22 protein-coding genes and 1 tRNA gene (1 of these 23 cut by a window edge) are annotated in these 25,124 nt (G+C 69.2%); 15 read left to right on the top strand and 8 right to left on the bottom strand.

Features of this window, described 5'->3' with window-relative positions:
* The 3 genes in view from gluQRS to AC1MGR_RS06000 are tightly spaced (at most 38 nt apart) and all read right to left on the bottom strand, a layout consistent with a single transcriptional unit that may run on beyond the window.
* Positions 1–915 carry the 5' portion of a tRNA glutamyl-Q(34) synthetase GluQRS gene (gene gluQRS, locus AC1MGR_RS06010; RefSeq protein ID WP_480233984.1) on the bottom strand. Its footprint begins 9 nt before the window's first position, so 915 of the gene's 924 nt are visible here — the first part of the coding sequence; it begins with the start codon at positions 913–915; its stop codon lies beyond the left edge, outside the window.
* 13 nt (positions 916–928) lie between these two features.
* A complete protein-coding gene (locus AC1MGR_RS06005) occupies positions 929–1,210 on the bottom strand; it encodes a hypothetical protein (RefSeq protein ID WP_480233983.1) in 282 nt (93 codons plus the stop codon).
* Positions 1,211–1,248: 38 nt separating this feature from the next.
* Positions 1,249–3,357 (bottom strand): ATP-binding protein, encoded by a 2,109-nt coding sequence (locus AC1MGR_RS06000; protein ID WP_480233982.1) that lies wholly within the window; start codon positions 3,355–3,357, stop codon positions 1,249–1,251.
* 220 nt (positions 3,358–3,577) lie between these two features.
* On the opposite strand from AC1MGR_RS06000, the gene trpA reads away from it, so the two are divergent.
* From trpA to AC1MGR_RS05980, 4 genes are all read left to right on the top strand, one after another.
* Entirely contained in the window at positions 3,578–4,435 is an 858-nt protein-coding gene (gene trpA / locus AC1MGR_RS05995) for a tryptophan synthase subunit alpha (RefSeq protein ID WP_108035095.1), read from the top strand.
* A 62-nt stretch (positions 4,436–4,497) separates the two neighbouring features.
* Entirely contained in the window at positions 4,498–5,406 is a 909-nt protein-coding gene (accD, locus tag AC1MGR_RS05990) for an acetyl-CoA carboxylase, carboxyltransferase subunit beta (protein ID WP_108035332.1), read from the top strand.
* A gap of 46 nt (positions 5,407–5,452) precedes the next feature.
* Positions 5,453–6,778, top strand: coding sequence for a bifunctional folylpolyglutamate synthase/dihydrofolate synthase (locus AC1MGR_RS05985; RefSeq protein ID WP_480233981.1), 1,326 nt, complete (start codon positions 5,453–5,455; stop codon positions 6,776–6,778).
* Between the two features lie 128 nt (positions 6,779–6,906).
* Entirely contained in the window at positions 6,907–7,773 is an 867-nt protein-coding gene (locus AC1MGR_RS05980) for an outer membrane protein (protein ID WP_480233980.1), read from the top strand.
* Between the two features lie 202 nt (positions 7,774–7,975).
* On the opposite strand, the gene trxA is transcribed toward AC1MGR_RS05980, so the two are convergent.
* Positions 7,976–8,296 (bottom strand): thioredoxin, encoded by a 321-nt coding sequence (gene trxA, locus AC1MGR_RS05975; protein ID WP_055956782.1) that lies wholly within the window; start codon positions 8,294–8,296, stop codon positions 7,976–7,978.
* A 334-nt stretch (positions 8,297–8,630) separates the two neighbouring features.
* Here trxA and AC1MGR_RS05970 point away from each other — a divergent pair, with 334 nt between their 5' ends.
* A complete protein-coding gene (locus AC1MGR_RS05970; protein WP_480233979.1) occupies positions 8,631–9,914 on the top strand; it encodes a PQQ-dependent sugar dehydrogenase in 1,284 nt (427 codons plus the stop codon).
* A gap of 42 nt (positions 9,915–9,956) precedes the next feature.
* Here the strand turns inward: AC1MGR_RS05970 and AC1MGR_RS05965 are convergent, their stop codons facing one another.
* The 4 genes from AC1MGR_RS05965 to rpmB form a co-directional block, all read right to left on the bottom strand.
* Positions 9,957–10,520, bottom strand: a complete 564-nt coding sequence (locus AC1MGR_RS05965; protein WP_480233978.1) for a TetR/AcrR family transcriptional regulator — start codon at positions 10,518–10,520, stop codon at positions 9,957–9,959.
* Positions 10,521–10,529: 9 nt separating this feature from the next.
* The gene (locus AC1MGR_RS05960) at positions 10,530–11,003 is read right to left on the bottom strand and encodes a nuclear transport factor 2 family protein (RefSeq protein ID WP_108035100.1); all 474 of its coding nucleotides are present in this window, start codon (positions 11,001–11,003) and stop codon (positions 10,530–10,532) included.
* 91 nt (positions 11,004–11,094) lie between these two features.
* On the bottom strand, positions 11,095–12,024 hold the full coding sequence (locus AC1MGR_RS05955) for an AEC family transporter (protein WP_480233977.1): 930 nt from the start codon (positions 12,022–12,024) through the stop codon (positions 11,095–11,097).
* Between the two features lie 136 nt (positions 12,025–12,160).
* Positions 12,161–12,466, bottom strand: coding sequence for a 50S ribosomal protein L28 (gene rpmB, locus AC1MGR_RS05950; protein WP_056185141.1), 306 nt, complete (start codon positions 12,464–12,466; stop codon positions 12,161–12,163).
* A 318-nt stretch (positions 12,467–12,784) separates the two neighbouring features.
* Between rpmB and AC1MGR_RS05945 the strand changes: the two genes are divergently transcribed.
* From AC1MGR_RS05945 to AC1MGR_RS05900, 10 genes are all read left to right on the top strand, one after another.
* Positions 12,785–13,702 (top strand): DUF3108 domain-containing protein, encoded by a 918-nt coding sequence (locus tag AC1MGR_RS05945; protein ID WP_108035102.1) that lies wholly within the window; start codon positions 12,785–12,787, stop codon positions 13,700–13,702.
* Positions 13,703–14,112: 410 nt separating this feature from the next.
* Positions 14,113–17,502, top strand: coding sequence for a helicase-related protein (locus tag AC1MGR_RS05940; RefSeq protein ID WP_480233976.1), 3,390 nt, complete (start codon positions 14,113–14,115; stop codon positions 17,500–17,502).
* A 6-nt stretch (positions 17,503–17,508) separates the two neighbouring features.
* Positions 17,509–17,784 carry an RNA-binding S4 domain-containing protein gene (locus tag AC1MGR_RS05935; protein WP_480233975.1) on the top strand — a complete coding sequence of 92 codons (276 nt, stop codon included), beginning with the start codon at positions 17,509–17,511 and terminating at the stop codon, positions 17,782–17,784.
* A gap of 235 nt (positions 17,785–18,019) precedes the next feature.
* Entirely contained in the window at positions 18,020–18,358 is a 339-nt protein-coding gene (gene fdxA / locus AC1MGR_RS05930; RefSeq protein ID WP_055956805.1) for a ferredoxin FdxA, read from the top strand.
* A 438-nt stretch (positions 18,359–18,796) separates the two neighbouring features.
* Positions 18,797–19,387 carry a CarD family transcriptional regulator gene (locus AC1MGR_RS05925; RefSeq protein WP_103710281.1) on the top strand — a complete coding sequence of 197 codons (591 nt, stop codon included), beginning with the start codon at positions 18,797–18,799 and terminating at the stop codon, positions 19,385–19,387.
* Between the two features lie 256 nt (positions 19,388–19,643).
* Positions 19,644–20,516 (top strand): RNA polymerase factor sigma-32, encoded by an 873-nt coding sequence (locus tag AC1MGR_RS05920; RefSeq protein ID WP_055956812.1) that lies wholly within the window; start codon positions 19,644–19,646, stop codon positions 20,514–20,516.
* Positions 20,517–20,638: 122 nt separating this feature from the next.
* On the top strand, positions 20,639–21,439 hold the full coding sequence (locus AC1MGR_RS05915) for a 4'-phosphopantetheinyl transferase family protein (protein WP_480233974.1): 801 nt from the start codon (positions 20,639–20,641) through the stop codon (positions 21,437–21,439).
* Between the two features lie 98 nt (positions 21,440–21,537).
* A tRNA-Pro gene (locus AC1MGR_RS05910) sits at positions 21,538–21,614 on the top strand.
* 285 nt (positions 21,615–21,899) lie between these two features.
* Positions 21,900–23,996, top strand: coding sequence for a glycosyltransferase (locus AC1MGR_RS05905; protein WP_480233973.1), 2,097 nt, complete (start codon positions 21,900–21,902; stop codon positions 23,994–23,996).
* Complete coding sequence (locus AC1MGR_RS05900) at positions 23,993–25,099, top strand: glycosyltransferase (protein WP_480233972.1); 1,107 nt, start codon at positions 23,993–23,995, stop codon at positions 25,097–25,099. Before AC1MGR_RS05905 ends, AC1MGR_RS05900 begins: the two co-directional genes overlap by 4 nt.
* The last annotated feature ends 25 nt before the right edge of the window (positions 25,100–25,124 follow it).

Here is a 25,124-nt window from a genome sequence, read left to right as displayed (position 1 = left end):
GCCGAGGCGGGCCCGTAGGGCTGCCGAGCTCTCGCCGGATGCGCGCAGGTCGGCGAGGGATTGCGAACCGCGGGATTTCGCGAGCTTCTCGCCGGCGGCGTCCCGCAGCAACTCGTGGTGATGGTATCGGGGCGACGGTACCCCGATCAGCGCCTGCAGCAGGACGTGCAGGTCGGTGCTGGCGCGCAGGTCCGCGCCGCGGACCACGTGGGTGATGCCCTGCACGGCATCGTCCATCACGACGGCGAGATGATAGCTCGTCGGCACATCGCGCCGGGCGATCACGGGATCGCCCCAGCGCGCCGGATCGGCGAGCTCGTCCCGCTCGGTCCCGATCCCGCGGACAGGCCCCCTCCCCTCCCCCGACGTCACGGCGAAGGTCCGCATGACGTGCGGCCCGGGGGCGGCGGCCAGGGCCCTGGCCGTATCGAGGCGCCAGCTATGCGGTTCGCCGGCGGCGCGGCGCCGGTCGGCAACGCCCTCTGGCAGCGCCCGGCAGGTGCCCGGGTAGAGCGGCGCTCCGTCGGGGTCGCGCGGCACCGGCATACCGCTTCGTACGGCCTCGGCCTCCACCATCGCGGCGATCACGCCACGCGAGCAGAAGCACGGATAGGCTAGGCCGCGTTCGGCCAGGGTGGAGACCCGGTGCCGGTAGGTGTCGAGATGCTCCGACTGGCGGCGCTCCGGGGGAGCGAAGCGCAGGCCGAGCCAGGCGAGGTCGCCGCGGAGACCCTGGATCAATTCGGGGCGTGACCGAACCGGATCGATGTCTTCGATCCGCAGAAGCAGGCGACCGCCGGTGCCCCGCGCGAGGGCGTCGTTCAGGAGGACGGACGCGGCGTGCCCGAGATGCAGGCGGCCGTTCGGACTGGGGGCGAAGCGGAAGACCGGGCCGCTCACGGGCGGATCGCTCACGACCGCCGGTCGATCAGCCGCCGACGCGGCGCAGGCAGCTCTGTTCCTTCGCCACGCAGGCGATCCCCGGCAGGGAGCAGTGGATGCCCCCCTCGCCGCGCTGGCAGACGCGACAGCCGTCGCCCCACTCGGCACAGGCCGTGTCCTCGCTCGGTGCGAGGCTCGCCTTGGGATGAGACGGCGCCGGTACGGCGGCTCCGATCAGCACCGTCGCGGCCGTGAGGGCGACCACGCCCCAGGCGACGCGGCGGTCGTGGTTGCGCGTCGGCGCATCGGAAGTGAGGTCATCGGCCATGGCGCGGTGTTCGCGCGGGAGGATCGGCGTGTCAACGCTCATGCGGCCGCAGCGCGACGGGCCAGCAGATCCGGCAGGAGCCGCAGATCCAGGGGCTTGGCGAGGAAATCATCGAAGCCGGCGGTCCGAGCCTGACGCTCGTCGTCGCAGCCCGCATTGGCGGTGAGCGCGACGAGCCGCAGGGCGGCGGCGCGCGGCCCGCTGTCGCCCGCACGAATCCGTCGGGCGGTCTCGAGCCCGTCGAGCCCGGGCATGCGGATGTCCAGGAGGGCTAGGTCGAAGGGCGCCGCGTCGGAGGCCTCGCGGATGCGGGCGAGCGCCTCCTCCCCGTCCCGCGCCAGGACGACGATCGCCCCGAGGCGCTGCAGGGCCTTGGTAGCCAGCAGGGCGTTGATCGGGTTGTCCTCGGCCAGGAGCACACGCGGTCCGAGGGCGATCGAGGCGGGCGAAGCCTCCGGTTCGGGACAATGGGTCTCCTCCGGGCGGGGAGTGTTCCTTTGCGGAGTCGCGTTCGCCGTCGCTGCGCGCGCGCTCCGCGAAGAGGTCGGCGCGAGCAGGCGATCGAACAGCGAGCGGGCGCGCACCGGCTTCACGAGATAGCTGTCGAACCCGGACGCGGCCGGGGCGCCGAAGTCCCGGCGATCGAAGGGTGACAGCAGCACCAGGCAGCAGCGTACCCCGTGGCGCCGGGCCTCCCCGGCGAGGGTCCGCACGGCGGTGTCGCCGAGGGTCCGATCCGCCAGCAGGGCGTCGAAGCCCGCCCCCGGCAGGGCCGCGAGCCCGGCGGCGAGGTCGGGCACCACCAGGGCGGTGGCCCCGGACCGCGTCAACCGGCGCGCGAGGTACGGCGCCTGGAACGGCGAGGTCGCGACAATGAGCACCCGGCGTCCAGCGAGGGCGGGTGGGCGCTCCCGTTCTCCCTCGGCGATGTCGAGCGGGAGGGCGACGGTGAAGGTGCTGCCCGTGCCGAGGCGCGACGTCGCGTCGACTTGGCCGCCCATTCGGGTGACGAGGCGGCGCGTGATGGCCAGGCCGAGCCCGGTTCCCTCGTGGCGGCGGCTCGCGGTGTCGTCGCCCTGCTCGAACTCCTCGAACAGGCGCGGGATTCGGTCCTCCGGGATGCCCGGACCCGTATCCGCGATGGCGATGCGCAGGTGGCCGTCCCCTTGAGTCAGTTCCACCCCGACGCCGCCGGTCCCCGTGAACTTGATGGCGTTGCCGGCCAGATTGACGAGGATCTGCCGGACCCGGTCGGCGTCGCCGATCACGAGGCGGGGAACGTCGTCGGCGACATCGACCGCGATCTCGATACCCTTGTCCTGGGCGCGGGGCGCCAGCAGTTCCACCACGCCCTCGGCGATCTCGGCCGGGTCGAAGGGCTCGGCGGCGAGGTCGAGGCGCCCCGCCTCGATCCGTGAGAAATCGAGGATGCCGTCGATCAGGGTCAGCAACGCCTTGCCGGAGGTGCCGATGGCCTCGACGTAGGTGCGCTGCTCCGGATCGAGCCCGGTCTCGAGGACGAGGTCGGCCATGCCGAGAATCCCGTTCAGGGGCGTCCGGAACTCGTGACTCACGGTGGCGAGGAAGCGCGACTTCGCCACGTTGGCGGCTTCGGCCCGGGTCAGGGCCTCGTCGAGGGAACGGGCGGACTCGACCCGCTCGGTGATGTCGGCGCCGGCGCGCAGCCACTGGGTCTCGCCGTTGCTGCCCGGCACCGGCATCTCGATGAACGCGTACCAGCGCGGAGGCCCCGCGTCTGGGGCGAGCCGCATCTCGATCCGGCGGACGCCGTCCGCCTGCCGCACCATCTCGCCGGTCTCCAGCACCTCCGGCTGGCGGGTCGTGCCGAGGAGCGACAGGGGCTCGGCCCCGACGAGGCGGCCGAAGCCCGCATTGGCGAAGGTGATCCGGCCCTGGGAATCCCGCTGAACGATGATTTCCGTGGTGGCCTCCACCAGGGCGCGGTAGCGCTCCTCGCTCTCGGAGAGGCGCCAGATCCGGTCCTCGAGATGCTCGGTACGCCCCCCCTCCTGGGTGGCCAACCGGGCGCCGACCGGAGCCGGGCGGGTGCGCGCGCGCAGAAACCAGCCGGCCAGGAAGGCGAGGCCGGACGGGAGGACGACGAGGACGATGTCCGGCAGAGTCATGCAGCCACCCCCTGGCGAGTCGAAACCCCGCCGGGCTCCGACCATGCCGCCCGAGGTTGAAGGCCGGCTTTCGAAAGGCTGTTAAAGGTTCGTTGCCGAGCCCCTCGGGATCGACGCGACGCGCCGCACGCTTCACGGGCCGGTCGCGATGGTGTAGGCGCGGCGGCTTGATCCCGGGCCGCACCTCCGGCGGCTCCGAGGAACGCGAGACGTGAGTGTCATGACGGCTACGAGTTCGGCAAATCCCGGTCAGGCGCGGATCGCCGCCGCCTTCGCGCGCTGCCGCGCGGAAAAGCGGGCGGCCCTGGTCACCTACGTCATGGCCGGCGACCCGGATGCCGAGACCTCCCTGAAGGTGCTGCAGGCGCTCCCGGCCTCGGGGGCCGACATCGTCGAATTCGGCCTGCCCTTCACCGATCCCATGGCCGACGGTCCCGCGATCCAGGCGGCCGGCCTGCGCGCGCTCAAGCACGGACAGGGCGTGGTGCGGACCCTCGACCTCGTCCGGCGCTTCCGCGACGGGAATACCGAGACACCGGTGATCCTGATGGGATATTATAATCCCATCCATGCCTACGGCGTCGATCGCTTCCTCGACGACGCCCTCGCGGCCGGCATCGACGGGCTGATCATCGTCGACCTTCCGCCCGAGGAAGACGACGAGCTTTGCCTGCCGGCGCTGGCCAAGGGCCTGGCTTTCATCCGTCTCGCCACGCCGACCACCGACGAGAAGCGCCTCCCGGCCGTCCTCGCGAACACCGCGGGCTTCGTTTACTACGTCTCGATCACGGGCATCACCGGGACGGCGAAACCGAATTTCGACCGGGTCGCGGAAGCCGTGGGCCGGATCCGGCGCCACACCGACCTGCCGATCGTCGTGGGCTTCGGCGTGCGCACCGGCGCGGATGCCGCCGCGATCGCGCGCGGCGCCGACGGCGTGGTGGTCGGCTCGGCCCTGGTCGATGCCATGCGGGCGACCCTCGACGACGAGGGCAAATCGAAGGGCGGGACGGTCGAGGCCGTCAGCGCCCTGGTCCGCGAGTTGGCCGAGGGCGTTCGCTCCTCGCCCCGCGCCTGACGCAATTTGCAGAGACCTTCCGGCTCGCTCGCTTCGAGCCCGCACAAGGACGCCGTCGCATGATGGTTGAACCGATGAACTGGATCTCGGAGGTCGTTCGCCCCAAGATCAAGACCCTGTTCAAGCGCGAGACCCCGGAGAACCTCTGGGTCAAATGTCCCGACACGGGCCAGATGGTCTTCCACAAGGAGGTGGAGAGCAACCATTGGGTCATCCCGGGCTCCGAGCACCATCTCAAGATGAGCGCCCAGGCGCGCCTCAAGATGATGTTCGACGAGGGCACCTGGATCGACGTGCCGCTGCCGGAGGTGGCCGCGGATCCCCTCAAGTTCCGCGACGAGAAGCGCTACGTCGACCGCTTGAAGGACGCCCGGGCCAAGACCGGAATGGCCGACGCCTTCAAGGTCGGCTTCGGCCGGGTCTCGGGCCTGCCGATGACGCTGGCCGTGCAGGACTTCGCCTTCATGGCCGGGTCCCTCGGCATGGCGGCGGGCGAAGCCTTCGTGCGCGGCGCCGAGACGGCCCTCGACAAGCGCACCCCCTACGTCCTGTTCTCCGCCTCGGGGGGCGCCCGCATGCAGGAGGGCATCCTCTCGCTGATGCAGATGCCCCGCACCACCGTGGCGGTGCGCCGGCTCAACGCGGCCAAGCTCCCCTACATCGTGGTGCTCTCCAATCCGACCACCGGCGGCGTCACCGCCTCCTACGCCATGCTGGGCGACGTCCATCTCGCCGAGCCCGGTGCCCTAATCTGCTTTGCCGGCCCCCGCGTCATCGAGCAGACGATCCGCGAGAAGCTGCCCGACGGCTTCCAGCGCGCGGAATACCTGCGCGACCACGGCATGGTCGATCAGGTCGTGCACCGCCACGCCCTCAAGGACACGATCGCCAACCTGTGCGGCCTTCTCATGAACCAGGAGCCGGGCGCGCAGCCGATCCGGACGGCCACGCCGGTCCCGGAGCCTGCCTGAGGCGCCACACCCGATCCCCCTCCCCTTCGCGACACGACGTTCGATCATGGATTCCTCCGACGCGCTGATGGCGCGCTTCCTCGCCCTCCACCCGCGCACGATCGACCTGTCGCTCGGGCGGATCGAGCGCCTGCTTGCCCGCCTCGGACATCCCGAGCGCAAGCTTCCGCCGGTGATCCACGTCGCCGGCACCAACGGGAAGGGCTCGACCATCGCCTTCATGCGGGCGATCCTCGAGGCGGCGGGCCTGGCGGCCCACGTCTACACCTCGCCCCACCTCGTGCGCTTTCACGAGCGCATCCGCATCGGCGCGATCGGGGGCGGGCATTTCGTACCCGAGGATCAGCTCGCCGATGCCTTCGCCCGCTGCGAGGCGGCCAACGAGGGCGAGCCGATCACGGTGTTCGAGATCACCACGGCGGCCGCCCTGCTGCTGTTCTCCGAGCAGCCGGCCGACGTGCTGCTGCTCGAGGTCGGCCTCGGCGGCCGGGTGGATGCGACGAACGTCATTGACAGCCCCGCTGCCGCGGTGGTGACGCCGATCGGCCGGGACCACGCGGAATACCTCGGCGACACCGTCGAGGCCGTGGCCACCGAGAAGGCCGGGATCTTCAAGAAGGGCTGCCCGGCGATCATCGCCGCGCAGGACTACGCCGAGGCCGATTCGGTGCTCTGCCGCCTCGCCGAGGCCGCCGGGGCCATGCCGATCCGGGTGGGCAACCAGGACTTCTCGGTCCATGCCGAGCGCGGTCGCCTCGTCTATCAGGACGATCTCGACCTGTTCGACCTGCCGAAACCGCGCCTGAACGGCCGGCACCAGTTCACCAACGCGGGCACGGCGATCGCAGCTCTGCGCGCGGCCGGCTTCGGCGATATCGGCACCGCCGCCATCGAGGCGGGTCTCAACAGCGTCGAGTGGCCCGGACGCCTGCAGCGGCTGAACCGCGGCCGCCTGTCCGAACTCGTGCCGCCGGGCGCCGAGCTCTGGCTCGACGGCGGTCACAACGTCGACGGCGGACGCATCCTCGCCGCCGCCATGGCGGATCTCGGCGAGCGCTCCGATGTGCCACTGGTCCTCATCGTCGGATTGCTGGGCACCAAGGACGCTGAGGGCTTCCTGCGGAACTTCATCGGTCTGGCGCGGGTGCTGATGGCAGTTCCGATCGCCGGGCAGATGGCGGCCAGACCGGCAGACGAGGTTGCGAGCATCGCGGCAGATGTCGGACTGAATGCGCAGTCCGCGCCGAGCGTAGAGGCCGCGTTGGAAAGCTTGGGCGATATCGCGTTCGAGAAGCCGCCGCGCATCCTCATCTGCGGTTCGCTCTACTTGGTCGGTGCTGTCCTCACCGCGAACGGGACGCCTCCCACCTGATTTTCCTTAACTTTTCCGGGTTCGATCACGACCACGTCAGCTCTGCTGTGTGACCCTGGCGCTACATCTTGGCTGTGGAAACTGCAGTAGGTTCTCCATCGATCGGGCATATCGCTGGGGATCAAATAATGAAAAAGCTTCTTACGTCTTTCGCGGCCTTCACGGCCCTCACCGCGGCCGCTTCGGCCGCTGACCTTCCGCGTCGCGCTGCGCCGCCGGTCTTCGTGCCGGTGCCGGTGTTCACCTGGACCGGCTTCTACGCCGGTTTCAACGCTGGTTACGGCTTCGACGCCTCCAGCAACAACCAGCCGACCGTCATCGGCGTGAACGGCGCCAGCACCCTGGTCCTGCCGGGCACCACCCAGGTCATCGCCTTCGGCAACGGCCAGAACAACGACGGCTTCGTCGGCGGTGGTCAGGTCGGCTACAACTACCAGTTCACCCCGGGCTCCGGTGTCGTGATCGGTGTCGAGGCCGACGCCCAGTACGTCGACTTCGGTCGTGAGCGGAACCGCTTCTCGGCCACCGGCCCGCTGGCTGCCCAGCAGGTCTTCAACCCGGCCGGCATCTCGGGCCTCGACTACTTTGGCACCGTCCGCGGTCGCCTCGGCTACGCCTTCGACCGCGTTCTGTTCTACGGCACCGGCGGCTTCGCCTACGGTTCGGGTGGCGGCCGCGATTTCGGTCTGCCGAACCGCAGCCGTGACGAGTTCCAGACCGGCTGGGCTGCCGGCGGCGGTATCGAGTACGCGCTCCCCACCGACTCGTTCCTGAACTTCTTCCGGTCCTCGGCCGTCACGCTGAAGGTCGAAGGTCTGTACGTGAACCTCGACCAGGGCAACCGCAACAACGGCGCCTTCGCCATCAACAACGCCGGCGCCGTCATCACCACCGCCAGCCCGGGCGTCGTCCTGGTCAGCGGCGGCACCCAGGTGCGCAACACCGAGTTCGCCGTCGTCCGCGCCGGCCTGAACTACAAGTTCGGCTCGTACTAAGCCGACATATCGGGTCTCGAAACGGGGAAGCCCGGCCGCATGGCCGGGCTTCTTCCGTTTGGGGATCGCCCACGCTCCGCGACCCTCTGCGCGATGCTGCTACCACCATCCGACAATGAAAAAAGCCCGGCTGCACGGCCGGGCTTTTTTCATTGTCAGGGATGCGTACGGCCCGCCTATGGGACGGCCGCGCCCCAAGCTCTCAAGCGCTGGCCTGGATCCAGCGGGACAGGTCGCCCTTCGGCGCTGCACCGACCTTCTGGCTCGCGAGCTGACCGTCCTTAAAGATCAGGAGCGTCGGGATCGAGCGAATGCCGTACTGGGCGGCAATTCCCGGGTTCTCGTCGACATTGACCTTCGCGATCTTCACCTTGCCCTGGAGATCCGCCGAAATCTCCTCAAGAGCCGGGCCGATCTGGCGGCAGGGGCCACACCACTCGGCCCAGAAATCCACTACGACCGGCTCCGCGGACTGGAGAACGTCCTGCTCGAAGCTCGCGTCGGTCACTTTCACCGTCGCCATGGGGTAACTTCCTTTCCGGTTTCCGCGCCTGCGGAACCACCTCTTCGCCGTCATCGCGCCGCGAGACTGTGCGCTGTTGACGAGACTTGGCGATGGCGTGGGGAACGGTCAAGGCATCCTGCACTGCAAGCAGGGCTGACCTCCATCGGGAACGTGGTTTGTCCACGGTCCAGGCGCGTACCGATCCCGCCCGGCGATCCACGGCCGGCCAACCCTCGTCAAAGCGTGTCCGTCGCCCCATGTCCCTCTCATCCCTGCCCCGGCGGACCGGTCGGCCGGCCGATGGGGCTCGATCCGAAGCCGGTCCCGGGACCGGCATGGAGGAACACCCGACGTGAAGCGCAATCCGTATCGTCTGCTCGCCACCGCAGCCCTCCTCAGCCTCGGCACCGCCGTCCATGCGCAGGAGCCGGCGGCGACCGAACCGAGGCAGCCCCGGGTGGGCGGCGATGCCTTCGCGGCGCCTACCAGCGCAGCCACCGGCAACAGCCCGGCCGAGACGGAAGCGCCGAACGCGCCCTACAAACCCCTTCTGCCGAACCAGACCCGGGCCCCGAAGCCCGAGGTCGCCACGAAGGTGAAGACCGAGGTGGTGGCCAAGGGCCTCGACAGCCCCTGGGCGATGGAGTTCCTCCCCGACGGCCGAATGCTCGTGACCGAGAAGGCCGGCAAGCTGCGGATCGTCGCCAAGGACGGCACGCCCGGGCCGGCGATCCCGGGTGTGCCGAAGGTCGACGCGCGGGGCCAGGGCGGCCTGCTGGACGTCGCCCTCAGCCCGAGCTTCCCGGCCGACCGGCGGATCTATCTCAGCTATTCGGAGCCGCGGGAGAAGGGCAACGGCACCAGCGTGCTCCGGGCCAAGCTGATCGAGGAGAACGGCGTCGCCCGTCTCGACGAGGTCAAGGTGATCTTCCGGCAGATGCCGACCTATGATGGCGACAAGCATTTCGGCTCGCGCCTCGTATTCGCCCCCGACGGCAAGCTGTTCGTCACGGTTGGCGAGCGCTCCGACAAGGTCACCCGGGTTCAAGCCCAGGATCTCACCAGCGGGCTCGGCAAGGTGTTCCGCATCGACACCGATGGGAATGCGCCCAAGGACAACCCGTTCTCGGGTGGCGAGAAGGCCAAGCCCGAAATCTGGTCCTACGGACACCGGAACGTCCAGGCAGCCGCCCTCGACCCACAGGGCCGGCTCTGGACCGCCGAGCACGGCCCAAGGGGCGGCGACGAACTCAACCGACCGCGCCCGGGCGTGAATTACGGCTGGCCGGAGGTCACGTACGGGCTGGAATACAGCGGCGAGAAGATCGGCGAGGGCAAGACCCAGGCAGGCGGGACCGCGCAGCCGGTCTATTACTGGGATCCGGTGATCGGACCGTCGGGAATGGCCCTCTACGCCGGGGACGCCTTTCCGGCCTGGAAGGATGCCTTTCTCATCGGCGGACTCGTCAGCGAGGGCATCGTCGCGGTGAAGCTCGACGGCGACAAGGTCGTGACCGAGGAGCGGATTGCCCTGCAGGCTCGCATTCGTGACGTCCGGGTCGGCAGCGACGGTGCCGTCTATGCCGTCACCGAGGGGGCGGACGGCAAGATCCTGAAGCTGACGCCTGGCAGCTGAGCCCCAATCCCGACCGTCGACCCGGTGATAGGGCCGAAGGGATCAGGGATCGGGGATCAAGCGGTGTCGTAACCGCTCCAGGGTTCGCCCGAAGGCTGCGGGCTCGTTCAGGGCCCGCGACAGGACGAGCCCGCCCTGGATCGCCGCGACGGCCTCCTCGGCGAGGTCGGCCGCCGCCTCCGGGCTGTGTCCGACCCGCCGCAGGGCGGCGGCCAGGGCGGCGCGCCAAGCCACGAAATATCCGGCGATCGAAGCGGAGAACCGATCCCGGCCCTCCGTCAGGGCGAAGGCCCCGACGAGGCAGGCCCGGCCGCCGGAACGGAAGTAAGCATCGGTCTCCGACAGCATCCGGGTGATCGCCGCATGCGAATCGGCCTCCTCCCGCAGCGGCGCGTAGATCCGTGTCTCGAACCACGCCGCGATCGCCGCGAGCACAGCCTCCGCCATCTCGGCCTTGCCACCCGGGAAGGCGTGATAGAGGCTCCCCTTCCCGAGCCCGGTGCGTGCCCCGAGGAGCGCGAGGCTCGCGCCCTCGTAGCCGTATTCCCGGAAGACCTCGGCCAGCACCGGGATCGCTGCGGACCGGGCGCCCTCCCCCTTCGCCATGCCGAGCCCCTAGAGACCGAGCTCCGTCAGGCCCGGGTGATCCGTGGGACGCGGCGCGGCGCGGTCCCACCGGAACTTGCGTTCGGCTTCGGTGATGGCGAGATCGTTGATGCTCGCATGGCGCTCGCGCATCAGCCCGTTCGCATCGAAGGCCCAGTTCTCGTTGCCGTAGGCGCGGAACCACTGCCCGGACGCGTCGTGAAATTCGTAGGCGAACCGCACCGCGATCCGGTCATCGCCATGCGCCCAGATCTCCTTGATCAGGCGATAGTCCAGCTCGCGGGCCCACTTGTGCTGGAGGAAGGCCACGATGGCGGGGCGACCGGAGAAGAACTCCGCTCGATTCCGCCACCGGCTGTCCGGCGTGTAGGCGAGCGCGACCTTCTCGGGGTCACAGCCGTTCCAGCCGTTCTCGGCCGCACGCACCTTCTGGATCGCAGTGTCGAGCGTGAAAGGCGGCAACGGCGGACGCGATTCGGACATGACGGCATCTCCCTGGTTCAGGTTCGACGCCCGGATCCTTGATCGACTTTTGAGCGCCTGTACCGATCGGTACAAACATGCGTCCGAACCGTCAAGCGTGTCCGAGAATTGTGAGCCAGACGACGGTCGTCACGATCGCGAGCAGGGTCGAGAGCATCACGGCGGCGGCGACCACGCCGGTTTCGGTCTTGTAGCGCGAGGCTAGCAGATAGGCATTGATCCCCACGGGCATGGCGGCGAAGAGGGTCGCCACGCCCGCATAGGCCGGCGGCATGGTGAAGACGTGGAAGGCCAGCACCCAGACCGCGAGGGGATGGATCACGAGCTTCAGGCCGGTGATGACCATGGCGCTGGGCAGGTCGTGAAGAACCCGGTAGCGCACGAGTCCGGCTCCCAGGGCAATCAGCGCGCAGGTCGAGGCGGTCCCCGCCAGGGCATCGACCAGGGACTTGACCATCCCGGCAGGAGCGAGCCCGAGGCCCTTGAGGGAGAGGCCGGCGATGAGCGCCAGGAAGATCGGATTGCGAAGGAGGACCAGGGCGAGCCCGCGCAGGCGCCGGAGGATCGAGGCCTGCCCGTCCGCCTCGATCAGGAACGTGGCGCAGCCCATCATCAGGGGCAGATGCACCGCCAGCAGCATGAAGAGCGGGAAGGCCCCCTCCTCGCCATAGGCCTGGAGGATCATGGGCACGCCGATGAAGACGGTGTTCGACTGGCTGGCGGCGAAGCCATGCAGGATCGCGCCGCGCCGCTCCACGCCCGTGCGGCGCAGGCTGAGGAGCGAGCCGATCAGCCAGGAGAGCCCGGCGCCGCCGAAGTAACTGAGCCAGTAGGACGGCGTGATCTCACCGGTGAGGCCCGGGCGCGTCAGCGTCGACAGGATGAGGGCCGGGACGGCGATGGAGAAGACGTATTCCGACAGGCCGTCGCTGACCTTGTCGGACAGGAAGCCGGCCAAGGCCGCGACCCAGCCGACCAGGATCAGCCCGAAGATCGGGACGACGAGCGACAGGACGGTCATCGACGGCGAGCCGGTGCTCCAACGCGAACGGTCGCCGCACGCGCTGAGCGTACGGCGACCGTTCGGGAACCTGGACGGAAGCGTTGCGCGGGATCGCCGGCGGTGCGTGCCGAAGCGATTCGATCCCGCCGAAACCTCAGGCGGCGACGGGGGTCTCGACCTCGGCCAGCTTCTTGTGCAGCTCGCGCTTGAGGAGGCGAGCCGTCTGCGACAGCTCGATCTCGCGAGCCTTGATCAGGAAGGCGTCGAGGCCACCGCGGTGCTCGACCGAGCGCAGGGCGTGCGCGGTGACGCGCAGGCGCACCCGGCGCTTCAACGCGTCCGACTGCAGCGTGACCTGACACAGGTTCGGCAGGAACCGGCACTTGGTCTTGCGGTTCGAGTGGCTCACGAGGTGGCCGGTCTGCACGGCTTTGCCCGTGAGTTCGCAACGGCGCGACATTGTTCTATTTCCCGTCTCGTTCCGCATGTCCGACAGGCTGGCGGGAAACCAGAACCGCGTGGCGGCAAACGGTTTCTCGCACGCCAGGCCCGGTGGAGCGGCGTTCTCATTGAAGGCGCGAGCCTATAGGGGACTGTGCCCCTTGGCGTCAAGGTCCGACGCGATCTTTCGCGCCGTTTCGCCGGCCGGTGGAACGCAGGCGCACAAGCCTGACTGGTCCGCTCCCAACGATGTGTTAACCATGAGGACGGACGATGCCGGCGAGATGTCCCCGGCCCGTTCGCCCGGAGACCGACAGCCAACCCCGAGTCCCCAGCCATGTGCGGCACCCGCAAGCGCCCCGCCCCTCTCTCTCTCCTCGGCGCCAGCCTGCTGACGCTCGCGGCCCTGCTCGCCGCCCCGGCGGCGGAGGCACGCACCAAGGCCGGCAGATCGGCCTCCAAGACAGCGGCCACCGTCACCGTCGACTACGACATCGCCCTGGCCGGGCTCACCATCGGGAACGCTCAGGTGGCCGGCGCCTTCGAGGGATCCGGCTATCGGATGGACGTCTCGGCGCGCCTGACGGGCCTCGCGGGCGTGGTCACCGGCGGCATGGGCTCGGCCCGCGCCAGCGGCGCCATCGCGGCCGCGCCGCAGCCCAACACCTTCGCGATCGCCACGAAGACCACGAATTCCGGCATCGCCGTCCGCATGGCCCTGGCACGCGGCACCGTCACCCAGGCGGAGATCACCCCGCCCCTCGTCGACATGGGCGACCGGGTGCCGATCACGCCCGCCAACAAGCGCGGTGTCATCGATCCGGCCAGCGCCCTGATGATGCCCGTGCAGGGACGCGCCGACCCCATGGATCCAGCCAACTGCAACCGGACCCTGCCGATCTTCGACGGCGCGACCCGGTTCGACGTCGTGCTGAGCTACGGCGAGACCCGCAGCGTGGCCAAGCCCGGCTACAGCGGTCCCGTCCTCGTCTGCAATGCGCGCTACACACCCATCGCCGGCCATCGTCCGGACCGGCCGGGCGTCAAGTTCATGGAGGACAACCGCGAGATGTCGGTCTGGCTCGCGCCGGTGGAGGGCACCCGCGTCCTCCTGCCGGTGCGCATCGCCGTCCGGACCACGGTGGGCACCAACATCATCGAGGCCACCCGCTGGACGCAGACCGGCGGGCAGCAGGGCAGCACAACGGTGTCCGCGCCGAGCAACCCGGTCACACAGGCCAGCCTGGCCCAGTGAGCGCGATCGCCCGCTCGCGAATCGCCCGGCCCTGCGCGCTCGCCGCAGCGCTCGTCCTCATGGGCGGGCAGGCGCTGGCCCAGTCGAGCCTGTCCACCGGACAGGATTGCGGCGGCGACGCCTACTCCTCCGCCCAGGTGATCGAGAATCGCCCGCCGCGCCGCGGCCCCCTCACGGCGGTACCCGACACCCTCTGCGCCGATGTCGCACCGCAGGGGGGCCAGCCCCCAGTGGAGATCGGAATCTACCCCAGCCTCGGCACATCCGGCATGCCGCAACGGGATGGCAGGCGGGGCTATGGCGACCCATATGAAGCGCAGCCGCCACGGCAGCGCCGACCCTGACGGCGCCGCGGCGGTCTCCCCCGTTCCTGAGCCTGCCGGCCTCGCCGAAGGGACCGCCCCCACCTCATGATCCGCCCCTCCCTCTCCCCGCAGGCCCGCGCACGCGGCGTCACGGCGGTGCTCGGGCCGACCAATACCGGCAAGACCCATCTGGCCATCGAGCGCATGCTCGCCCACCCGACGGGCATGATCGGCCTGCCCCTCCGGCTGCTCGCGCGGGAGGTCTACCTGCGGGTCGTCGCGAAGGTGGGGGTCGACAAGGTCGCCCTCGTCACAGGCGAGGAGAAGATCAAGCCGGACCGGCCGCGCTACTGGATCTCCACCATCGAGGCGATGCCGCGCGACCTCGACGTCGCCTTCGTGGCGATCGATGAGATCCAGCTCGCCGCCGACATGGACCGGGGCCACGTCTTCACCGATCGCCTGCTGCACCAGCGCGGGCGCGAGGAGACCCTACTCATCGGCTCCTCCACCATGCTGCCTCTGGTGCAGTCGCTGATTCCCGGCGTGCACACCACGACGCGGCCGCGCCTGTCGCAGCTCACTTTCGCGGGCGAGAAGAAGCTCGGCCGGCTGCCGCGACGCTCGGCCATCGTCGCGTTCTCGGCCGAGGAGGTCTACGCCATCGCGGAGCTGATCCGGCGCCAGCGCGGCGGCGCGGCCGTGGTGCTCGGCGCGCTCTCGCCGCGGACCCGCAATGCGCAGGTGGAGCTCTACCAGTCAGGCGACGTCGACTACCTCATCGCCACCGACGCGGTGGGCATGGGCCTCAACCTCGACGTAGACCATGTCGCCTTCGCGGCGAACTGGAAATACGACGGCACCCGCTTCCGTAAGCTGACCCCGCCCGAGATGGGGCAGATCGCGGGTCGCGCCGGGCGCCACCTCTCGGACGGCACCTTCGGCTCGACCGGCCGGTGTGCGCCCTTCGAGCCGGAGATGATCGAGGCGCTGGAGACCCACGACTTCGAGCCCCTGCGCGTCCTGCAATGGCGCAATCCCGACCTCGACTTCTCCACGCTGAAGGCGCTGCAGGAAAGCCTGGACGAGCACCCGCGCGAGAAGGGCCTGACCCGCGCGCCCATGGGCGAAGACCAGTCCGCTCTCGAAATCCTGATGCGCGAGGACGACATCCGCGACCTCGCGAACCGGCCTGCCCATGTCCGCCGACTCTGGGACGTCTGCGGCGTGCCGGATTACCGCAAGGTGCATCCGCAGACCCATGCCGACCTCGTCGCCCAGTTGTACCGCTTCCTGATGCGCGGCATGGCAGGGCGCATCCCCGACGACTGGTTCGCCAAGCACGTCGCCATGATCGACCGTACCGACGGCGACATCGACGCCCTCTCCCAGCGCATCGCGCAGGGGCGGACCTGGACCTTCGTGGCGAACCGTCCGGATTGGCTCGTTGATCCGGTGCATTGGCAGGGCGAGACGCGTCGGGTAGAGGACAGGTTGTCCGACGCCCTGCACGAACGCCTCGCGAGCCGTTTCGTCGATCGGCGCACCAGCGTCCTGATGCGGCGCCTGAGAGAGAATACGATGTTGGAAGCTGAGATCACCGCCGGCGGGGACGTCACCGTCGAGGGCCAGCATGTCGGCCATCTTCATGGCTTCCAGTTCGTTCCGGATCCCGGTGCGGAAGGACATGAGGCCAAGACCCTGCGCTCCGCGGCCGAGAAGGCGCTCGGCGGCGAGATCGAGGCCCGCGCCGAGCGGTTCTCGTCGGCTGCCGACGCCTCCCTGGTGCTGAGCCACGACGGCGTCATCCGCTGGACGGGCGACCCGGTCGCCAAGCTGATGCCCGGCGACAAGCTGTTCGAGCCGCATGTCCGCCTGCTCGCCGACGAGCAGCTGACCGGCCCGGCCCGCGATAAGGTCGAGGCCCGGCTCGTCGCCTGGCTCAAGGCTTACGTGGTACGTCTCCTCGGCCCGCTGATGGAGATCGAGACCGCGGCCGATCTGACCGGTCTCGCAAAGGGCATCGGCTTCCAGGTGGTGGAGGCCCTCGGCGTGCTGGAGCGCGCCAAGGTGATGCAGGAGATGCGCACCCTCGACCAAGAGGGCCGCGGCGCCCTGCGCCGTCACGGCGTCCGTTTCGGTGCCTACCACATCTTCTTGCCGGCCCTGCTGAAGCCGGCGCCCCGGACCCTGGCGGCCCAGCTCTGGGCCCTGAAGAACGGTGGCCTCGACCAGCGCGGCCTCGACGAGATCGCCCATCTGGCGAGCTCCGGCCGGACCTCGATCAAGGTCGATCCCGAGATCGCCAAGGGTCTGTATCGCGCTGCCGGCTTCCGGGTCTGTGGCGAGCGCGCCGTGCGTGTGGACATCCTCGAGCGCCTGGCCGACCTGATCCGGCCGGCCATCGCCTATCGCCCCGGCACGACTCCGGGCGAGGCCCCGGTGGGTGCGGCCGATGGCGATGCCTTCGTGGCGACGGTGGGCATGACCTCCCTGGTCGGCTGCTCCGGCGAGGATTTCGCCTCGATCCTCAAATCCCTCGGCTATGCCTCCGAGACGCGCCCGGGCCCGGCCATCACCGTGCCGCTGCTCCCGGCGGCCCCGACCCAGCCCGTCGTACCCGCGACCGCCAGCACCGACGCCACCAGCGCCGGGGCGGCGACAGACGAGAACGCCCCGGCGGAGGCCGCGGGTGAAGCGGTGCCCGAAGGCGGCACCGACGAGGCTCCGGTCGCCGAGAGCCCGGCACCAGCCGAAGTTACCGAGCCCGCGATCACCCCAGGCTCGACCGAGGATTCCGTCGCAGCCGGCACGCCGGAAGCAGACGCCGAGGAAAGTCCCGCTCAGGAAAACACAATCCAGGAAGACGCTGCCGGGGAATCGTCCGAGCCTGCGGAGGACGCCGCACCGCAGCCCGTCGCCGACGCCGCGGCCGTCGCCGAGGCGACCGAGCATCCCGCGGAAGGCGCCGAAGCTGCGCAGCCGGAGGCGACCACCACGGAGGCTGCGGCCGAGGCCGCGGACGGCGAAACGCCATCCGAAGGGCCCGTGGCCGAGGTGGCCACCGTCGAAGTCTGGCGGCTTCAGCGTCACCAGCGCCATGCCAACCCGCGCCAGAATCGTCCGCGGGGCCAGGGTCGCGACGGTGGCGCCCCGAACCGCGCGGCGGGCGACGCGCGTCCCGACCATCGCCGTCCAGGCGCCCCGGGCGCCGAGGGTCGCGACCGTCCACGCGGCGGAGCGCCGGGCGAGCGACCCGAGGGCGGGCGTCGCGGCGGCCCCGGCGAGGGACGCCCGGATGGCGGCCGACCGCAGCGTCGCGAGCGCTTCGAGCCGGGCCGGACCCGGCCTGAGCGTCGGGACGAACCGCGGGCCGCACCCCGCGACGAGCCCCGTCCGCAGCGGCGCGAGCGTGCGCCGGACCCGGATTCGCCATTCGCCAAGCTCGCCGCACTGAAGGCTCAGCTTGAGGCCGGGAACGACCGCAAGCGCTGAGGTGGGATGAAGCCGGGACGTCAACGGCTCGACAAATGGCTGTGGTTCGCGCGTTTCGCGCGAACCCGGTCGCTCGCGGCCCGCCTCGTCGCCGACGGCTATGTCCGGGTGAACGGAAAGCGGGTCGACGCCTCCGCGACGGCCGTGGCCCTCGGGGATGTGGTGACGGTGGCCGCGGCGCACGCCACGGTGATCGCCCGGATCCTCGATCTCGGCGAGCGGCGTGGCCCGGCGTCGGAGGCCCAGCAACTCTACGAAGTGGTGGGGGACGCCCCCGAATAGCCGAGCCGTCCGTGTCGCCCGCGCGACACCGGGCGCATGGCGGTGCGGGAGGTCCGCCGGCGCGCTTGTCAGCCTCCCGGCCAGGGTCTAGAGCCAGCGCGACTCCATCTTGCCCATGCGACCCAGCATTACCGCCACCCCGCATTAAGGCATCCGTGCAACGATCTTGCGCGAGCGACCATGCATCGGCATCGGGACGCTCCCGGCGATGGCCGGATCAAGGACTGAAGGCCCCATGACCTACGTCGTCACCGACAACTGCATCAAGTGCAAGTACATGGACTGCGTCGAGGTCTGTCCGGTGGACTGCTTCTACGAAGGCGAGAACATGCTCGTCATCCACCCCGACGAGTGCATCGATTGCGGCGTCTGCGAGCCGGAATGCCCCGCCGAGGCGATCAAGCCCGACACCGAGCCGAGCCTCGAGACCTGGCTGAAGGTGAACGCGGACTACGCACGGACGTGGCCGAACATTACGCAGAAGAAGGACGCCCCGGCGGACGCCAAGACCTGGGACGGCGTCGCCGGCAAGTTCGAAGCCCACTTCTCGGCCAATCCCGGCACCGGCGACTGATCGCCGCGAGGGAGATCGTGGAGCGCCCCTTCGTCGGCGCCATTCTCCTCACGAAGCGGTGACGAAGAGGCTGTGGAGGGCTGGCGAGCGGTCGCCGTTCCCACGGCTCGGCGCGGGCAATCCTTTGATTCGTCGGCCGGTTTGTGTTATTACAAATGTCTGCCGTCGTTCGTGCCCGACGTGCTGCCTCCAGCCATCACCTGATGGGTCTCACACTCAGCTGTGGACTGGGGTCGCATGCGATCGATTGCTGAAGGCTCAGGTGCTTTCGGCGACCGTTCTCTCGTCGCGCGATCATCGGCTTGCCCGGGAACCGGCAGGTTATGCGTCGCTGATGCAGATCCTTCGGACAAGGGGCTGGAGCCGGGTGACCCACCCCGGATTACAGGGTTCGGCGCGGCGTTCAAGGCCGCGCAATGTTCTGGAGGCGCTTCTCGCATGACCACAGCCAAGAAGACGACGGCAGGCCGCCAAGGCTTCAAGACCGGCGAAGCGGTCGTGTACCCGGCTCACGGTGTCGGTCGCATCACCGCCATCGAGGAGCAGGAGATCGCCGGCTACAAGCTTGAGCTGTTTGTGGTGTCCTTCGAGAAGGACAAGATGGTCCTGCGCGTGCCGACCGCCAAGGCCAACAGCGTCGGCATGCGCAAGCTCGCCGAACCGGATCTCGTGAAGAAGGCCCTGGACCTCCTCACCGGCCGCGCCCGGATCAAGCGGACCATGTGGTCGCGTCGTGCCCAGGAATACGAGGCCAAGATCAACTCGGGCGATCTCCTCTCGGTGACCGAAGTGGTGCGCGACCTGTATCGCTCCGAGGCGCAGCCCGAGCAGTCCTACAGCGAGCGCCAGCTCTACGAGTCGGCCCTCGACCGGGTCGTGCGAGAGATCTCGTCGGTGAACCGCATCACCGAGACCGAGGCCCTGAAGCTCATCGAGCAGAGCCTTGCCAAGTCCCCCCGCCGCGCCAAGGGCGAGGCCGAGGCGGAAGGTGAAGCCGAGGGCGACGATCTGCAGGAAGAGGCGGCCTGATCGGCAGCCACCCTGGTCTCGGACACGTTCCGGGACCTCCCATCGTTCAAAGCCCGGTGCCCACGCGCCGGGTTTTCTTTTTGACCCGATCAAAGACCTTTCGAACGCTCACGAGACCGTGTGAAGCATCCCGCACGCGGAACCATCCCACCGACCTCGGGTTGTCGCGTTGCCAGTCACAGGTTTCCCGCCCGATTTCGATCGGCGACGGCTTCCTGTGGTCAGAAGCACACGTTTCATCGAGGCGGAGGCGGGGATGGCGGATATCGCAGGGATACGGCGGCAGTTCATACGCACGGCGATGGAGGCGCCCTTCCTTGCGCGGGACGAGGAACGGGGACTCGCCGTCCGCTGGAAGGACGAGCGCGACGAACGCGCCCTACACGGGCTGATCTCGGCGCATATGCGTCTCGTCATCGCCATCGCCGGACGCTTCCGGCATTACGGCCTGCCCATGGCCGATCTCGTCCAGGAGGGGCACGTAGGCCTGATGGAGGCCGCGGCCCGCTTCGAGCCCGAGCGGGAGGTTCGCTTTTCCACCTATGCAACGTGGTGGATCCGCGCCTCGATCCAGGACTATATCCTCCGCAACTGGTCCATCGTTCGCGGGGGCACGAGTTCGGCCCAGAAGGCGCTCTTCTTTAACCTCCGTCGTCTGCGGGCCCGGCTGATGCAGTCGACGGAAGAGCATGTCGGCGACGAGATCCATCGCCGGATCGCGACGGCCATCGGTGTCTCGAGGGAAGACGTCGCCCTGATGGACGCGCGGCTGTCGGGTCCGGACATGTCCCTGAACGCGCCGGTGGGCGAAGAGAGCGAAGCCTCTTCCGAGCGCATGGACTTCCTTGTCGATGGGGCCGCCCTTCCAGACGAGACCGTCTCCGCGACTGTGGATGGCGAGCGGCGCCTGATCTGGCTGAACGAGGCCCTGACGGTCCTGTCCGAGCGCGAGTTGCGCATTCTCAAGGAGCGCCGCCTCGCCGAGGATCAAGCGACTCTCGAAGCCCTCGGCCATCGACTCGGCATCTCCAAGGAGCGGGTCCGTCAGATCGAGAATCGTGCGCTCGAAAAGCTGCGGCGCGCCCTGGCAGAGCGCTTCCCCCAGACAGGCGGCAACGTCTACGCCTAAGAGATTCGCGGCGCCTCTGGGCTCCATGCAGCGAAACTTCGGCTTCCGTGGGTCAAGCGGATTGGATTACAGCTCTGCCAACGCCCGCTTTGCGAGTGTGACAGGGCTATATGCACCGTAGGATGGATAGGCTCCCCGCGAACGGCCCGGCGTCCAACCTCATCAATGCGGCGACTCCAGCCCATCGGAACTGGGCTTGTACCCTCCCTTGCGCCACTGCCGGCGCGGTCGTCTGGCGGGTCGATCTCTCTCTCGGTACGGCTCTCCCACCTGAACGAACCGCTTGGCTCTCGGACGAAGAGCGCGTCCGCGGTGACCGCTTCCTGCGGACCGAAGATCGTGCGCGCTTCGTCGAGAGCCATGCGGCGCTTCGGTTGATCCTGGCGGGTTATGTGAATCGGCGTCCCCAGGACCTGAGCTTCGTACAGGAGGCCGACGGAAAACCGGTTCTGGCGTCGCATCAACGTGCGGGCCTTCACTTCAACCTTTCACATTCCGGCTCCTTCGCGCTGGTAGCTGTCTCAACCGAGACGCCGATCGGCGTGGATGTCGAAGCCATCAGGCCAGTCGGCGACCCGCTCGCGATCGCGCGCGCGCACTTTCACCCAAGGGAGATCACCGCCCTGGTGCAGATGCCGCGATCCCTCCAAGAGTCCGCGTTTTTTCGCCTCTGGACGCGGAAGGAGGCCGTGGTGAAGGCGCTGGGCACTGGCCTGATGCATCCCCTCGACGGCTTCGACGTCAGTGTCGCGGAACCCTCGACTTTGTCCGTGACCTGGGAGGGTGCCGACCCACTCGGCTCCGGCTGGTCGCTGTCCGATCTGGAGCTCGGACCGGAGGCCGCCGGTGCCGTCGCTATTCCGCGGCCCGGCCAAACCTGCCACCTTTACCGCCTCCCGGAGAACTGGGCCGTCCGGATCTGAGAACGACACTGTCCCGACGATTTCCCGCAAGGAAGCGCTTGCGGCTCCGATGAGGGCTCGCTATACGTCCGCTCGCCGGCCCACCAAGCCGGCTTTGTCGGAGTGTAGCGCAGTCTGGTAGCGCACCACGTTCGGGACGTGGGGGTCGCAGGTTCAAATCCTGCCACTCCGACCAGTATACCTAGACCCTGTCTTTTCCCGAGATCACTGAAAATTCGGATTTAAGAGCTTTCGCACGGGATGTCCCGACGGATGCTAATTATGTGGTCGCCGCGACGCTCAGAGTTCGTCCGGTCGGCCCACGCGATCGCGCCCCAGGATGCGTTGGGGTCAGCAGCGCGAACGCAGTCCCCCGCATACGGAAGATTCAGCTCTTCGCTGCATCCTTAACACCGTCGGCCCTCGGCCTTTTCGAGGAATCCAGACAGGCGGTGATCGGGCAAAGCGTGATCGGGCAGGCGTGACGGACCTATCGGACGAAGCCGTCGCGCGGCCGACGGTCGACGGAATCGCTGACCGCTTCGGTCCACAGGCGCATGGCATCGCCGCTTGGCCCTTCGGATCGTCCCGTCCCGATCTGGTCGATCCGCCTCTGACGGATCGGGACTGGCCGCACCTGAACGTGGTCACGCTGGTCGATGGATCCTGCGACGGACTCGCTGCCACGCGAGCGTCCGTGGATGGGCAGGGCTATCCGAACCTCACACACACCATCATCCCGCAGGCCGAGCGTGCAGCGCAATTGCTCCGCATCGTCGCGGACGAGGTCTGCGACGCCCTTCTGGTTCTCCCGCCCGGCGACCTGCTGGCGCCGGATGCGCTCACAGCCCTTGCCCTGCAATTCATGCTCAGCGGTGCCGACGTCGTCGTGGGCCTGCGTGTCGTCTTCGATACGGGACAGATCGGGGTCGACGCCCCAGCGGCGTCCCCAGGAGCGCTCGTCGATCCCGCGCCCCCGGACGGGCCGCTCGCCCCCTTCAGCGGCGGCGAGGTTCTGCTGAAGCGCACCTGCGTACAGGCCGTCGGCGGCTTCGACTCCGACGCCACGCGTCCGGTTGCCGCCCTCTGGCCCCGCCTCGTCCGGGGGGGCGCCGTGCTCGCACGCGTGGGTCGGCCGGTGCTTCTGCACGCCGCACCGGTCCACCTTGCGCCTGCCATGGCTTCCGGCCTCTCGGTGGCCAGCCTGACCGACCAAGGTCCGCTCGGCGGCGCCGGGATCGCCCATCGGCGCCTGTGCGATGCCCTCGCCCTCGCCGGCCACATCGTGAGCGATCACTGCCTCGCGGAGGAATCGCCGCTGGCCGCGGCCGAGTGGGTCGAGCGATTTCCGCAGACCGAACGGACCCTGTCCCAAGGCGGTTACGATCTGGTGCTGGCGGGCAACCTTCACGGCGCGACCCGCCGCACCTCGATCCTGGGGCGGCTCGCCCGCACTGTCCCGGTTGCCGCGGTGCTGCACGATCTCTTCCTCGTCACCGGGCGCTGCGCCTCCCCATCCGGCTGCCCGATCATCGCCGAGGGATGCGATGCTCGCTGCCCCTCGCCCAACGCCTATCCGCAGGTGCTGCCGGAGCGGATCGCCGGCGCTTTCACGGAGAAGAGGGCGATCCTCGCCGAACCCGGGGGACCATTCCTTCTGGCCGCCTCCGCCTGGACGGAATCAGCGGCGATCGCCCTGGCACCGGCGGGCGCACGGGTCGACCGTATCGATCTAGCGTTTCCGACGGGGGTGTTTCGCCCCCGATCGCGCGAGACCCTGCGGCGCGAACTCGGTTTGCCGGCCGACGACGTCCTCGTCATGTTCGCCGCCGTGATCGCGGACGCGCCGAGCAAGGGGACGGCCGAACTGACCGGGATCCTGCGCCGGGTCGCCCGGCCGGGACTCCGTTTCGTCGCCGTCGGGCGACTCGACGATCCGGACTCCCTCGGGATTCCGGACTTGATCGCGGCAGGTCCGATTGGCGATGAGGCGACGCTGGCGGCTTGGTACGGCGCCTGCGACCTCTACGTGACCGCGAGCCGCCAGGAGACGTTCGGGCAGACCCCTGTGGAAGCCGGGCTGTGCGGGACGCCGACCGTCGCGTATCGCGCCACCGGCCTAGCCACGGCCGTCATGGACGACATCTCGGGTCGCCTCGTGCCAACGGAGGCGGGTGCCCTCGAGGAGGCGCTCCGGGCGCTGATCGCCGATGCTCCCGAGCGCCGACGCTTGGGGCTCGTAGGACGGATCGCCCTCGAGAGCCGCAACAGTCACGCGGCTTGCGCGATGCGCCTGAACGATGTCTTCGTCGCGCGCGGTCTCCTGCCAGCCTCGGCCGGGTCCGGACGCATCTGCTTCGCCCCGGAGATGCTGTCGACCTTTGCGATGGCGCTGGACCGCGCCCCCGGACGGACGGGCCTGATTCCCAGCGACGCGTCGCGGGTGGTCCGCCTCGCCCGACGGACCAAGCACGCGCTCGTCGGACGCGACATGCCGCCATGGCTGCGCCGGGCCCTCTACGGGGCCGCGACACTTCGCAGAATGCTCCGGCCCGCCGCCGGCGGAGAGGCGCGATGACCGTGCTGTCGGAGCCGCGTCGCATCTACCTCGATCACACGCATCTGCGCGGACACGTCACCGGGATCGAGCGCGTCGCCCTCGACCTGTTCACGCCCGACACGCTGCAACCGCACCCCATCACCACGGTCCGCGCACGGGGAATCCCCGGCATGATCGCGGCCCAGCATCTCGGTCTGCCCCTGCGGGCCCTGTGTGATCCCGCGGCCCTGTTCCTCTTCCCCGGGTTTCCCCCAGGTCCACTTTCGGTCCTGCGTCGGCGCCAGTGCATCACCTACGTGCACGACACCTTCCTGCTGACACGCCCGCAGGACCTGAGCTGGAAGAGCCGCCTCTACATGGCGCCGAGCTTCGCCTTCGCCCTACGCTTCGGGCGCAGCTTTCTCGTCAACTCACGCACCACCGGCGAGGCGGTGCGGGCGTTATGTGCCCGCGAGGCCTTGGTGGCCCTGCTGCGGCCAGCCGTCCGCGATGTGTTCGGACTGGCCGGCCTGCCAGCCCCGCCGACGCCCACCGCCGCTACGCCGCTCCGGCTCCTCTGCATCGGCACCATCGAGCCGCGCAAGGACTACGCGTCGGCGCTGGCGATCGTCGCGGCCCTGAACGCGGGCGGGATCGCGGCGGAACTCCACGTGGTCGGGCGGGTCGGCTGGGGCCACCATGCTTTCCTCGCCGCACCGCCTCCATTCCTCACTCTGCACGGCTACCTCGACGACGGAGCCCTGCGCGGTCTCGCGGCCCGGTGCCATCTCCTGCTCTCGACCTCGCGCGCCGAAGGACTCGGCTTGCCGCTCTTGGAGGCCCAGCACGGCGGACTTCCGGTCGTTGCCCCGTACGGACAGGTCTTCTGTGAAGTCCTGGCCGACTCCGGTCTGCACATCGAGACCTCCGATCCACAGAGCGCCGCCGCCGCGATCCTCGCCTGGGTCCGGAGTTCCGCCTTCGCGGCGGTCCCGGATGCCTCGCGGGCCAACGTGGCACGCTGGAACCGCCTCGCGGCCGGAGACGCAGTGTGTTTCTCGAAGTTTCTGAAGGTTGGCCCACCCGCCTACGACCACGCGGAAGATCGACTCGTGCCGCCCGACAATCGTGAGCCAGCATGAAGCCGGCTGGAGTTGTGCACAGGTA

This window comes from Methylobacterium sp. BI1 (assembly GCF_056680125.1).
Note: the sequence above shows the minus strand (reverse complement) of the source record. Positions and strands in the feature narration are given on the sequence as shown.

Bases quoted from the DNA above. Each gene is read 5' to 3' on its own strand.
- AC1MGR_RS06005 (WP_480233983.1), bottom strand. From the start codon at position 1,210: ATGGCCGATGACCTCACTTCCGATGCGCCGACGCGCAACCACGACCGC.
- AC1MGR_RS06000 (WP_480233982.1), bottom strand. From the start codon at position 3,357: ATGACTCTGCCGGACATCGTCCTCGTCGTCCTCCCGTCCGGCCTCGCC.
- trpA (WP_108035095.1), top strand. From the start codon at position 3,578: ATGACGGCTACGAGTTCGGCAAATCCCGGTCAGGCGCGGATCGCCGCC.
- accD (WP_108035332.1), top strand. From the start codon at position 4,498: ATGGTTGAACCGATGAACTGGATCTCGGAGGTCGTTCGCCCCAAGATC.
- AC1MGR_RS05985 (WP_480233981.1), top strand. From the start codon at position 5,453: ATGGATTCCTCCGACGCGCTGATGGCGCGCTTCCTCGCCCTCCACCCG.
- AC1MGR_RS05980 (WP_480233980.1), top strand. From the start codon at position 6,907: ATGAAAAAGCTTCTTACGTCTTTCGCGGCCTTCACGGCCCTCACCGCG.
- trxA (WP_055956782.1), bottom strand. From the start codon at position 8,296: ATGGCGACGGTGAAAGTGACCGACGCGAGCTTCGAGCAGGACGTTCTC.
- AC1MGR_RS05965 (WP_480233978.1), bottom strand. From the start codon at position 10,520: ATGGCGAAGGGGGAGGGCGCCCGGTCCGCAGCGATCCCGGTGCTGGCC.
- AC1MGR_RS05960 (WP_108035100.1), bottom strand. From the start codon at position 11,003: ATGTCCGAATCGCGTCCGCCGTTGCCGCCTTTCACGCTCGACACTGCG.
- AC1MGR_RS05955 (WP_480233977.1), bottom strand. From the start codon at position 12,024: ATGACCGTCCTGTCGCTCGTCGTCCCGATCTTCGGGCTGATCCTGGTC.
- rpmB (WP_056185141.1), bottom strand. From the start codon at position 12,466: ATGTCGCGCCGTTGCGAACTCACGGGCAAAGCCGTGCAGACCGGCCAC.
- AC1MGR_RS05945 (WP_108035102.1), top strand. From the start codon at position 12,785: ATGTGCGGCACCCGCAAGCGCCCCGCCCCTCTCTCTCTCCTCGGCGCC.
- AC1MGR_RS05940 (WP_480233976.1), top strand. From the start codon at position 14,113: ATGATCCGCCCCTCCCTCTCCCCGCAGGCCCGCGCACGCGGCGTCACG.
- AC1MGR_RS05935 (WP_480233975.1), top strand. From the start codon at position 17,509: ATGAAGCCGGGACGTCAACGGCTCGACAAATGGCTGTGGTTCGCGCGT.
- fdxA (WP_055956805.1), top strand. From the start codon at position 18,020: ATGACCTACGTCGTCACCGACAACTGCATCAAGTGCAAGTACATGGAC.
- AC1MGR_RS05925 (WP_103710281.1), top strand. From the start codon at position 18,797: ATGACCACAGCCAAGAAGACGACGGCAGGCCGCCAAGGCTTCAAGACC.
- AC1MGR_RS05920 (WP_055956812.1), top strand. From the start codon at position 19,644: ATGGCGGATATCGCAGGGATACGGCGGCAGTTCATACGCACGGCGATG.
- AC1MGR_RS05915 (WP_480233974.1), top strand. From the start codon at position 20,639: ATGGATAGGCTCCCCGCGAACGGCCCGGCGTCCAACCTCATCAATGCG.
- AC1MGR_RS05900 (WP_480233972.1), top strand. From the start codon at position 23,993: ATGACCGTGCTGTCGGAGCCGCGTCGCATCTACCTCGATCACACGCAT.